The organism is Micromonospora inaquosa, from assembly GCF_003857055.1.
Classification (GTDB): Bacteria; Actinomycetota; Actinomycetes; order Mycobacteriales; family Micromonosporaceae; genus Micromonospora; species Micromonospora inaquosa.
Genome location: NZ_QGSZ01000365.1, coordinates 1 through 11,826, shown reverse-complemented (window position 1 = coordinate 11,826; position 11,826 = coordinate 1). Strand labels below are relative to the sequence as shown.

Annotated in this window: 9 protein-coding genes; 4 read left to right on the top strand and 5 right to left on the bottom strand. The window is 69.7% G+C overall.

Features of this window, described 5'->3' with window-relative positions; translation table 11 throughout:
• Window positions 1–132: 132 nt before the first annotated feature.
• From DLJ59_RS33295 to DLJ59_RS33285, 3 genes are all read left to right on the top strand, one after another.
• Window positions 133–792, top strand: coding sequence for a response regulator (locus tag DLJ59_RS33295; protein WP_124778088.1), 660 nt, complete (start codon window positions 133–135; stop codon window positions 790–792).
• A 109-nt stretch (window positions 793–901) separates the two neighbouring features.
• Entirely contained in the window at window positions 902–2,974 is a 2,073-nt protein-coding gene (locus DLJ59_RS33290) for a multicopper oxidase family protein (protein WP_124778087.1), read from the top strand.
• Between the two features lie 128 nt (window positions 2,975–3,102).
• Window positions 3,103–4,026, top strand: a complete 924-nt coding sequence (locus DLJ59_RS33285) for a hypothetical protein (protein ID WP_124778086.1) — start codon at window positions 3,103–3,105, stop codon at window positions 4,024–4,026.
• A 12-nt stretch (window positions 4,027–4,038) separates the two neighbouring features.
• On the opposite strand, the gene DLJ59_RS33280 is transcribed toward DLJ59_RS33285, so the two are convergent.
• From DLJ59_RS33280 to DLJ59_RS33260, 5 genes are all read right to left on the bottom strand, one after another.
• Window positions 4,039–5,085, bottom strand: a complete 1,047-nt coding sequence (locus tag DLJ59_RS33280; RefSeq protein ID WP_124778085.1) for an NlpC/P60 family protein — start codon at window positions 5,083–5,085, stop codon at window positions 4,039–4,041.
• 27 nt (window positions 5,086–5,112) lie between these two features.
• The gene (locus tag DLJ59_RS33275; RefSeq protein WP_124778084.1) at window positions 5,113–5,598 is read right to left on the bottom strand and encodes a poly-gamma-glutamate biosynthesis protein PgsC/CapC; all 486 of its coding nucleotides are present in this window, start codon (window positions 5,596–5,598) and stop codon (window positions 5,113–5,115) included.
• On the bottom strand, window positions 5,595–6,872 hold the full coding sequence (gene pgsB, locus DLJ59_RS33270) for a poly-gamma-glutamate synthase PgsB (RefSeq protein ID WP_124778083.1): 1,278 nt from the start codon (window positions 6,870–6,872) through the stop codon (window positions 5,595–5,597). Before pgsB ends, DLJ59_RS33275 begins: the two co-directional genes overlap by 4 nt.
• 2 nt (window positions 6,873–6,874) lie before the next feature.
• On the bottom strand, window positions 6,875–9,079 hold the full coding sequence (locus DLJ59_RS33265) for a HAMP domain-containing protein (protein WP_124778082.1): 2,205 nt from the start codon (window positions 9,077–9,079) through the stop codon (window positions 6,875–6,877).
• A 154-nt stretch (window positions 9,080–9,233) separates the two neighbouring features.
• Entirely contained in the window at window positions 9,234–10,292 is a 1,059-nt protein-coding gene (locus DLJ59_RS33260) for a CapA family protein (RefSeq protein ID WP_244236366.1), read from the bottom strand.
• Between the two features lie 524 nt (window positions 10,293–10,816).
• On the opposite strand from DLJ59_RS33260, the gene DLJ59_RS33255 reads away from it, so the two are divergent.
• Window positions 10,817–11,826: glycoside hydrolase family 6 protein (locus tag DLJ59_RS33255; RefSeq protein WP_124778089.1), on the top strand; the 1,010-nt coding region annotated here is incomplete at its 3' end.

Sequence of the window (11,826 nt, the reverse complement as noted above, 5' to 3'; positions counted from 1 at the left end):
GCGGGGGCACGGGGTGGCCGGCATGCGGGAACGGGCCACGGCAGCGGGCGGATCGCTCGAGGCCGGTCCCCGGCCGGAGGGTGGGGGTTTCCGGGTGGCCGCGCGGCTGCCGGTCGAGGTGGAGGAGACAGCGTGACGATCCGGATGGTGTTGGCGGACGACCAGACACTCGTGCGGGCCGGCTTCCGGGGCCTGCTCGACCACAGCGACGACCTGGAGGTGGTCGGTGAGGCATCCAACGGTGCCCAGGCCGTCGAGATGGTCGCCGCGACCCGTCCCGACATCGTGTTGATGGACGTGCGAATGCCCGTACTCGACGGCGTGAAGGCCACGGCCGCGATCGTCGAGCGGTTCCCGGCCGTGCGGGTCATCGTGCTGACCACCTTCGAGATCGACGAGTACGTCTTCGAGGCGCTGCGCGCCGGCGCGAGCGGGTTCCTGCTCAAGGACATCGAGCCCGACGAGCTGCGCCAGGCCGTGCGGGTGGTGGCCGGCGGCGACATGTTGATCTCGCCGCGGGTGACGAGCCGGCTGGTCAGCGCGTTCGTCAGCAGGGTCGCGCCGGCACCGGTGGACGGCGGCCGACTGGCGGTGTTGACCGACCGCGAGCGCGAGGTGATGAGCCTGGTGGCCTGCGGGCTGACCAACGAGGAGATCGGGCGCCGGCTGTCGATGAGCCCCGCCACCGCCCGGACCCACGTCCACCGGGCCATGGTGAAGCTCCGCGTCCGCGACCGGGCGCAACTCGTCGTGCTCGCCTACCAGACCGGGCTCGTCGCGCCCGGCAGCTAGCTGACTACGGCCCTTGTTTCGCAGGGGCTCCCGGCTACGGCGATCGCCGTACACCGTGACCGTTCGTCAACGGATGTCGGGTGGTGGGTCTGCTTCGTAGGTTGGCGTCATGTTTGAGGTCGGAGAGAACGTCGATGGAATCCTGGCCGGGGTCCTGTTCCTGATCTGGCTGTCCGTGGCGATCCTCGCCACGCGGCTGGCCTGGCGGCCGACGCCCGTGGCGCTGCGGAAGAGCGCCCGCCGGTTGCTGCGGCTGCTCGTCGCCGCGCTGGTGGTGCTGATCGTCAAGTGCGTCGCTATCGGGTTGATGCTCGCCGTCGACTGGATCTTCGCCGACAACCGCGTGATCGTGCAGATGCCGCTCCTGCTGCCGCCGATGCTGGCCGCCGCCGTCTGGACGGTGCCGCGGCTGCGCGCCCTGGCCAACCGCGACGACGCACCGGTCGACGTGCAGACGCGCTCCGCCGCCGCCGACCCCAGATTCGTCGTGCCGGTCCAGGTGACGGCCGTGGCGACGGTCGTCGGCGTCTACTTCGCGTACGTGTCACGTCCGGTCCCCTCCTACCTCGACGACATCGCGACCCACGCGGCGCCGCTCCTCCTGTCGGTGTTGGTGCTGTGGCTCTGGCAGGGGCATCGCCTACGGGTCGTCACCGCGACCGACTTCGCGCGCCGTGGCCGGCGGGCCGGTGCCCTGCGCGCCACCGCGCAGACCGCCGTCGTGGTGCTCGCCGCCGCCGCTGGTATCGCCTACGTGGCCCAGAGCAGCAGGCTGCCCGACCGGATGACCATGACCTCGCACGACGACGTCGACTTCGGTGGCGGCCCTTCGATCGGTCACGGCGGTCATGGCGTCTCCGTCGACGACCTGCGTGGGCCGCGGACCGGCAAGCCCAACAGGGCCTTCACCCTGACCGCGCGGAACGCCACGGTACGGCTGTCGTCGGGCACCGAGATCAAGGCGCTGACGTACAACGGTCAGTCGCCCGGGCCGGAGTTGCGGGTCCGCGAGGGCGACCTCGTCGAGGTGACGCTGCACAACGAGATTCCCGACGAGAACGTGACGATCCACTGGCACGGCCTCGACGTCCCCAACGGTGAGGACGGCGTGGCCGGCGCGACGCAGAACGCGGTGGAGCGGGGCGGCAGCTTCACCTACCGGTTCATCGCTGAGCAGGTCGGCACCTTCTGGTACCACACCCACCAGAACCCGCTGGAGGCGATCCGGCGGGGTCTGTTCGGCGCGCTGATCGTCGAGCCGCGCGACGGCCCACCACCCGGTGAGCGGGACGTCGTCGTGATGGCGCACGAGTGGCGTACGCCGGACGACAACATTGTCTCGTTCGGCACCAGTGACACGCTGCAACGCCAGGAGGTCACCCCGGGCACGCCGGTGCGGTTGCGCCTGATCAACACCGACAACAATCCGTCCACTGACAGCCGACCCCGGTCGTTGACGGTCAACGGCACGCCGGTGCGGGTCGCGGCGATCGACGGGGTCGACGTCAACGGCCCCACCCCGTTGACCGACCCACGGTTCGGGCTGGCGACCGGGGGCCGCTACGACGTGACGTTCACGATGCCGGCGGGCCCGGTGCGCCTGACCGACCTCGCCAACCGCGACGGCGGGCTGGTGTTGGCGCCCCCCGGTGACACCTCGACACCGAAGGTCGTCGACGACGGGCAGCGGTTCGACCCGCTCTCGTACGGCTCTGGCGGTTCCCGGCCCTTCGACGCGGGCTCGTCGTTCGATCGCTCGTTCACCCAACTGCTCGACGACCGGTTGTCCTTCTACGACGGCGGTCTCCACCTGGTGCCGATCATCAACGGGCACAGCTTCCCCAGGACGCCGACGCTGATGGTCCGGATGGGCGATGTGGTCAAGGTGCGGATCGTCAACCGCAGCCACCAGAACCACCCGATGCACCTGCACGGTCATCACGCGTTGGTGTTGTCCCGCAACGGGGTCCGCGCGACCGGGTCACCGTGGTGGATCGACAGCCTCGACCTGATACCCGGTCAGATCTACGAGATCGGCTTCAAGGCGGACAATCCGGGGCTCTGGATGGACCACTGCCACAACCTCGACCACGCGGCCAACGGCATGGTGATGCACCTCGCCTACGAGGGCGTGACGTCCCCGTACGAGTTGGGGCGCGGCACTCCCAATCAGCCGGAGTAGGCGGGCCGGTCGAGCCAGACGACATCCTGCGCCGCGTGGACGGGCGGGTCGTGACCCTGGGCGCCAACGGGGTACGCATCACCGGGCAGGACGGCGATCCCCCGGGGATGATCGGATAACCTGCACGGGTGCCTACACCGCTTCCGGCCGTGAGCCCGACTCGCCGGGGACTGTTGGCAGCGGCGACGCTGGCGATGCTGGGCTCGGGGGCGTGCGCCGACGCCAAGCCGAAGTCCGACGAGCAGCGCGGGCCTGATCCGGAGCTTCTCATCGATGAGCTGACCGCCGGTCTCTCCCGGGACAACCCCTACCGCGACCCCGACACGGGGGAGCGAGCGGCGGCCCGGCGGGCAGCGCGATCCCTGGTCGCCGGTCCGAGCGACGGCACCGATGTGGACCAGATCTTTGGTGATCTCGGCTTCCGGGCGCACCGTGGTGCGGACCCGACCACCGGCCGTCCGTTCGACCTCTACCTCGCCACCGGGTCCGACGATCGTTCCTGGGGTGCCGTGCTGGTGGATCGCAGCGCGACCCCGGGCACTGTCATCGAGGTGCCGCACCCCGGCTTCGACATCAACACCGAGAAGCTGGGGTTGGCGGTGCACCGGAAGGTGCCGGCCAGCGTGCTCCTGGTCGCTGGGGCCCATCGTCAGGCCGCCGGCGGCGACGCGGACGTCGCCCACAACGATCGGTCGCTGTTTCACACCCTGGCGGTCGAGTTCGCCAAGAACGGTCTCGATCAGATTCAGCTGCACGGCTTCGCCGACCGCAACCTGCCCTCGTCCGACGCGGTGGTGTCGACCGGTTCGGCTCCGGTGACCCCGGTGGCCCGGCGGATCGCGGACGGTCTCTCCGGATCCGGGCTGAACACCTGCCGGGCGTGGGTGAAGAAGTGCGGCCAGCTTGAGGGCAAGACCAACGAGCAGGGCCGCGCCGCGGCGGCGCTGGAAGCCGTCTTCATCCACCTGGAGCTGAGCTGGTCGGTCCGGCGGGACGCCGAGGCCCGCGACCGCGTCGCGACGGTGCTCGCGGATCAGGTCACGGTGGCCTGACCCCGTTTGAGGTCAGATCCGGCGAGCCGTCCGCCAGCGCAGGGCCCAGTAGCCGGTGCCGTCCAGGATGGACTCACCACCCAGGTCACCCATGGTCGGGCCGTTGGCGGTGGTACGGCTGGAGATGAACCGGTGGTGTCCCCGGTCGTCCACACCGAGGTACATGCCGGAGTGCTCGATGTTCGCGCCCTGCACCGGCCCGGCGTTGAAGAAGAGAAGGTCGCCGGGGAGCAGTCGATCCAGCTCCCGGGCCCGCTTGCCGGTGTTCGGCATCAGCAGGGCCCCTGGCCCCACCGAGGCCATCGCGGTCGCCCGCCGGGGCAGGCCGGGGCCGGCGTTGTTGGTGCCGAGCAGCGGATAGCCCAGCCGGTAGCCGTACACCATGCGCAGGAAGCCGGAGCAGTCCAGGCTGCGGATGTGCGACGCCGTCGGCTTCTCCTTCTTGTCGGGGAACTCCCACGACAACCCGAGATAGTCGTAGAAGTCGGAGTTCTCCGCGCGACCGTCCGGGTCGATGTCGGAGAGTGGCCCGAAGGCGGCGTCGCCGGAGTACTGCCGACCCTTCGCATCCTTCTTCGGCTGGGCGACATAGGTGTACTCCCGGGCCACCTCCAGCACGTCCGGTGAGCGGTCCTTGCGAGCCTTGGCGAACCAGTCGGTGAACCACTTCTCCTTCTCGGCGCCCGCCCGCCACTCCCGCGGGGCCAGTCGCACCCAGAACGCGGCGGGCACCTTGGCCTTGGTGAACCGTGGTTCGGCGAAGGTCCGCCGCGGGCCGCTGATGTGCACCGTACGGGCACCGTCGGTCATGATCGCGACGGTCTTTCCCTTGGCGTCGAGCATCTGCGTCCGGTCCGGTGCGGACAACCGACGGTAGTTGTAGCCGGACGAACTCGGCGCGGCGGCCTGGGCGGCCTGCGCACCGAGACTCAGCTCGATCGGGTCCGTCGCGAAGTGCCGGGCGGCGACGTAGGTGAAGGTGCTGCCACCAGTCAGCAACGCGAAGGCGGCGACGGTCATCAGCAAGGCGCGGCCGCGGGAGTAAGTCCGGTAGTTCATGCCTGTCCCTCCTCGGTGGTGATGGCCTCAGGTGACCGGCACGAAGCCGGCCACGACGCCGCTGAACGCCACGCCGTAGGTGATGCCGGTGACCATGACGGTGGCCAGCACCGTCGCCTTGGGCGGCTGCCGCACGAGCTGGTAGGCGATCAGTCCGGGCGCCACGAAGCCCAGGGTCTGGTGCGCGAAGAGCAGCGGCAGGTCGCGTTGGACGATCACGAACAGCGTCATCTGGAGGAGGACGCTGAGCAGGACGATCGCGGCGAAGAGGCGCTTGCCGTAGAGAATCACCATGCGCTGCATCAGCTTGGTGAGGGCGTACGTGACGACCGTCATGACCACGATCACCGCGGCTTGGAGCGGGTCCTCGATCAGCGCGAGCGCGATCCAGCCCGGCGTGATCATCCCTCCGGGCGAGAGGTTGGTGGTCAGATAGCAGAGCAGCGCGAAGACCAGGCCGATGCCGAGGCAGGCGGTGGCGAGCTGGGCGCTGAGTTCTCCTCCGAATGTCACCGGCGGGTCCTTCCCAGGAACACGGTCTCGCCATCCACGGCGAAACTGCGCGCGGTCGGCGGACGAAGCATCGATTCGGCCTTGGTGTGGTCCTGCGGTTCCCAGCTCGGTAGGGCGGCCAGCTCGTGCAGCAGCACCTCACCCTGCCCGTGGATGTTCCCGACGGCGACGATGGAGGCGTCCGCTGCGGTCACCGCCATCACCTCGCTGACCAGCCGCTCCGGCGGGAGTTTGCCGCCCAGGTCGACCACCCGGCTCTGAAGGTCGGCGGGCACGTTGACCCGGGCGCTGCGGGTCATCTCACCGATCAGCACGATGTGCTGCGGCTGTACCCGGCCGGCGAGCGTACCCATCTGCCCGTTTCGCTCCATCCGGTCTGGCCGACAGTTGATCACCATGGTCAACGGCTGGCTGATCAGCCGTTGCTTCTCGAGTTGTTCGATGTTCATGTACGTCGACTCCGGGTCGTTGGCGGCGAAGATGTTGGCGAACCGGAGCCGCTTGCTGCCGTAGAGGACTCGGGCCACCGAGAGCACGCCGGGATCGGGCGGCGCCGACCACATGCCGTTGAGCGCGCTGTGCCGGTCGACGCCGAGCTGTTTGGCGACGGCGAGCGCGATGGCCACGTTCTCCTTGAAGGTGATCCAGCCGAAGCCCGCCATCTCCCGGTCGGTCACCGACTCGGGGTCGACCGCGATCAGCTGGCAGTTCCGCTTGGCGGCCTCCTGCTGAAGGATCTCCAGCCGGTCCTTCTCCGCGGTGATGCAGATGCCGCCCTCCGGCATCGAACGGCTCAGCGACCGAGCGACGTCGTCGAGAGTCGGCCCCATCTCCGCGAGGTGGTCCTCGCGGACGTTGCAGAGCACCCCGATGGTGGACCGGATGAGCTTGCTCTGGTTGATCTCCTGCAACGCGGGCATGACCGCCATGCACTCGATGACCAGCGCATCCGGGTGGTAGACGGCGGCTCGGCGCACGATGCCGATCTGTTCGACCACGTTGGCGATCCCGAACTTGCGGTGTACCGGTTCCTCGCTGGCGTCCGGGAAGATGAACCGCGCGGCGGTGCCGGTGGTCTTGGCCACCACGACCTTGCTGCCACCGCGCAGCGCGCCCGCGCAGAGTCGTGTGATCGAACTCTTGCCACGGATCCCGTTGACCAGCACCCGGTGCGGGATGGTGTTGAGGTTGCGGTTGTGGTTCCGCTGCTCGATCACGCCGGCCACCAGCAGCGCGAGGCAACAGAGGCTGTAGACGGTGTACAGGTAGAACATGCTCAGCCTTTCGTCGGCCGGCTGCGAGTCCCGGCCGCGTGCCGGACGCGCGCAAGGACGGTGGTCCGGTCGGTGCCCGCGCCGCGCAGCCGCAGCGCGCCGCCGAACCGGGCGGACCCGGTGTGCCGGACCTGGCGACAGATCTCCAGGCACATCGCGATCGCGCCGATGTCGTCGTGCCGCTGCGGCGGAACGGGCAGTTCCACGGTTCCATCGCTCATCTGCTCGGCGAAAGAGCTCAACCTCCGCAACGGCCGGACGAAGATGTACAGCTGCCACACGTGGGTGAGCAGGGCGATGCCGACCACGGCACCCGCCACCAGCAGGGTCCAGCGCCGCTCCACCATCGTCGGCAGGCGCAACCCGGCGACGTCCTGCTCCAGCACGACGGCCCACTCGAGGTGGGCGACCGTCGCCGGCGCGGTCAGGCCGGAGGCGGCGACCAGCGCGGGGGCCCCGTCCTCGGTGGTCGACTGACCAACCGTGCTGCCTGGCAGCACTTCGACGGCGACTTTCCGGGCCACCTCACCCTGGAGCGGCTGGAATGCCCGGAAGCCCTCCGAATCCAGAATCGTCCGCAGCTCGGCGTCGACGACCCGGACCCGGCCGTCGACCCGACGGACCAGCCCGAGCAGACGGTCAGGGTCGAACTCACCAACCACCGCGTGGCCGTCAGCGCGCTGGTTGAAGGCGTACACCAGGGGCAACCGGTCGGCCGTGTCGTCAAGCTGGATGCCCACCTCGCCGGGCAGTGGCGCGACGGTCCGCAGCGGATCCCGGCCGGCGCCGGCCACCACCTTGCCGTCCCGGTCGACCAGGTACAACGCCCGGAGCCGCGGCTCGTCGGCGAGTTCCCGGTCGAGCGTCCGATCCGCCTGCGCGAGGTCCTTGGTGGGCACCCCCTGCGACACCCGGGAGACGGTGGCCAAGCCATCGTCCAGCAGGCGCCCCAGGGCGCTGCTGGCCTCCTCGGCCCGGTTCTCCTCGTCCCGTACCAACTGCACCGGAATCGTCGGGTCGGAAACCTGCAACGCCAGCACCGCAGCCGCCGCCGGCCAGAGCATCGCGACCACCACGGCGACGGTCAGGCCCTGAAGGACGGTCGGCCGCCACCGCCGGTCCGGTGGGTACTGGTCGCCGGAGGTCAGCGCCAACGCCCGCGCGATCCGGTGCGCCTCGCGGATGCGCATCGGCGTGCGATGCCGCGTCATCGCGCCGCAGGCGTCGGCCTTGGCCTGATCCAGCAGCGCGCGGACGGGCCGGACCAGGGACTTGCGCATGAGCAGGAAGCTGAGCAGGGTCACGACCAGCAGGCTGAGCCCGAGCAGCGCCCCCTTGGTGCCCGAGGTCCCCACGCTCAACTCCGAGGCGAGCAGGGAGACGACCACAAGTCCGGTCTCACCCACCGGCGCGGCCGACACCACCAACCTGCGGTCCGCCCACTCCTTGACGATCACCTCACGGCTCTGCGGCGAGTCGGCGCTGGCCAGGCCGGCGAAGACCGTCGGCAGGTGTACGGCGTCGACCGCGTTGGCCCCCTGCATCAGGCTGCTCTTGCCGTCGGTGGTGATCATGTGAATACCGTGCCCGGCGTCGGGGTTGAGCCGCAGGTTCCGCATGGTGACCGGGTGGGTCGCGAGCACCGCGCGGGTGTCGTCCAGCGCGACGGAGTAGACCAGCGCGGGGCCGTCCGCCGTGGTGACGGCGGTCGTCTTGTCGATCTCCAGCACCGGCGGCAGCAGGTCGATCGGGAGCGCCGCGCCCTTGGCCGCGAGAGGTTTCCGGGAAGCGGTCTCCACGATCGCCACGCCGGTGAAGCCGGTGCCCGCGTCGACCAAGCGGGTGAGCAGGTCGGCGTCGCTCGTGGCACCGCGCTCCTGCACCGTCCGGTCCAGCTCGGTCGCCCTGCCGCGCGCCTCGACCTGCATGCCCGACGCCAGCTTCGACACGACGTCGCGCTGGGAGTCGACGACAGCCGGGAGTACCCCGCGCTGGGAGCTGACCGCGAACCCGAGGATCGTCACGGCGACCACGAGCATCGTGGTCCAGAGATAGACCAGTGAGGGTGCACTGGTGCCGGCCGGGAAGGCCGCTGCCGGCAGCTGCTGGTCCAGCGCCCGTCGCCGCCACGCCAGCAGCTGTTCCTGCTCGTTTGCGGGCCCAGCCGCCGACTGCCACGGCGCGTACTGGGCCGACCTGCCTGACACCGAAACGACTACCTTCCCCGTGGAGCTGCGCTCTGGACCGCGACCCATCCAGCTCGTCAGCCAGGCACAGCCTCCGGCCGTCGCGAATGCTAGCAAGGTGCCCAACCACGCGAGCTGGGTCGATATGGACCGACTCTCGGCCGGATCGTGGCCGCTACCTGCGCGGCACCCCGCGCACCACCAGGCCCGCCGTGCCGGCTGCCCTGGTCAACAGGTTGCCCTCGATGCGCTCGACCGCGGCCTCGTAGATCCGGCGCCGCCCGGGTGACAGGGCGGGATCCGCCATCGCCCGCTCCAAATCGACCAGACGGATGTTCGGATTCAGATCAACGAAGGTGGGAATCGCCTCGATGGCCACCACCTTCCACCTTCTCGTCTCACCTGCCGGACCAAACGTCACCCGGGTCATCGCACCGTCACGGTTGGCGTTGATCGGCTCGGCGTGCCGGGCGATCTGGTTGCCCATCCCGTACACGATCCAGGTGTCGCCGATCCGCTCCACCGGCTGGACGACGTGCGCGTGGTGCCCGAAGACGACGTCCACGTCGTCGATCGCGGCGATCTGGCGGGCCCAGGTCTGCTGGTCGACGTCCGGCTCGTGCTCGTACTCGGTGCCCCAGTGCAGGCTGACCACCACGATCTCGGCGCCCGCGTCCCGCGCCGCCGCCGCATCCCGCCGGATCGCCTTCACGTCGATCAGGTTCGCCACCCACTCCTTACCGGCAGGTGCGCGCAGGCCGTTGAAGCTCTTGGTGAAGCTGATGTGCCCGATCTTCACGCCCTTGGCCCGATAGATCTTGACGGTGCCGGCCTCACGCTCGGTCCGGTAGCTGCCGGTGTGACCCAGCCCCGCCTTGTCCAACGCGTCGAGGGTCCGCTTGACGCCGTCGTACCCCTGGTCGATGGTGTGGTTCGAGGCGGTGGAGCAACCGTCGTACCCGACGCTCTTGATGCCCTTGAGCACCTCCTGCGGCACGCTGAACTTCGGGAAGCCGATGTACGGGCCGCCCGGCGGTGCCAGCGCAGTCTCCAGGTGGCACAGGGCCAGATCCGCGCTGGAGACGGTTTCACGCACCGGCGCCAGCATCGGGCCGAAGTCAAGCTCGCCGCCACCGTCGCGCCGGGCCTGGTCCCACAGTTCGGGGTGCAGCAGGATATCCCCCGCCCCGAGCACGGAGACCGTACGGCCGGCGACCTCCACCGCGGCGCCCACCGGACGGGGCGGGGCAGGTGGTCCAGCCGTTTCGGTCGACCAGGGTCCGAGTGCATAGATCGCACCCACACCGACCGCTAGCGCGACAGCGCAACTGAGGGTCGCCCGTAGCGTGCCGGAGAGCCCGCCGCTCGGCTGAGAATTACTCGCCACCGCGACAGGCTAGTACGTGGCGGCGCGCCGTGCGGGGGTCGGTTCGCCGCCCACCGCCGCAGGTCGGCCTCGGCCCGCAGTCACGCGTGACCCATGCCTGGCGGTTCCTCCCCGGCCCTCTGATGCGCCGGATCCAACCACGCACCCGGTCGCTCTGCGGGCGGTCACGGTACGGAATCGACCCGACTGCTTTCTGAACGGAGGAGAGGTCAGTCGCGTCGCGTAGACAACGCGCGGGCCTTGGCAGCAACGTCGGCCTCTATCTCATCGATGAGCACTGACGTCTTGGCAGCGGTGCACACCTCCGCTAACGTCCATGGGAACGCTCCCATCAACTTAGTAACATCGATGTGATCTGGAGGCAACACGTCGTGGCCATCCTCTCCTCGCTCCGCCGCAGATCGGCGGCCGTCAGTGTGGCGGCCGTCGCGGGCGCCACCGCCGTCGGCGTCTGCCTCGCCGTCAGCAGCGCCTCCGCCGGCACGCTGTCCGGGTCGCTCTACCGCGACCCGAGTTCGGCCGTCGTCCGGTGGGTCGCCGCCAACCCCGGCGACTCGCGTACCGCCGTCATCCGCGACAAGATCGCGAGTCAGCCGCAGGCGCGTTGGTTCGCCAACTTCAACCCCTCGACGGTGCAGTCCGAGGTCTCCGGGTTCATCGGCGCCGCCAACGCGGCGCAGCAGATCCCGGTGCTGGCCGTCTACGAGATCACCAACCGGGACTGCGGCGGGGCCAGCGCCGGTGGGGCACCGGACCTCAACCAGTACCAGACATGGGTGTCCAACTTCGCCAGAGGGCTGGGCAACCAGACCGTCATCATCATCCTGGAGACCGACTCGCTGGCCCTGCTGACGTGCCTGAGCACCGGCGAGATCAACGCGCGCAACCAGGCGATCTCGACTGCCACCCAGACCATCAAGTCGGGCAACCCCAACGCCAAGGTGTACCTCGACGGCGGCCACTCCACCTGGAACAGCGCGGGTGAGACGGCCAACCGGCTCCGGGCCGCCGGCGTGCAGTACGCCGACGGCTTCTTCACCAACGTGTCGAACTACAACTCCACCTCCAACGAGGCGAACTTCGGCCGGTCGGTCATCTCCGCCCTCAACGGCATGGGGATCTCGGGCAAGCGCCAGGTCATCGACACCAGCCGTAACGGGGGCGCCAGCGGGGACTGGTGCGGCGACGACAACACCGACCGGCGCATCGGGCAGTACCCGACGACCAACACCGGCGACAGCAACATCGACGCGTACCTGTGGGTGAAGCCTCCGGGCGAGGCGGACGGCTGCCGCTTCACGGCCGGTTCGTTCCAGCCCGAGCTGGCCTTCAGCCTGGCCAACGGCGCGCCCAACCCGCCCACCACCGCACCGCCCACGAC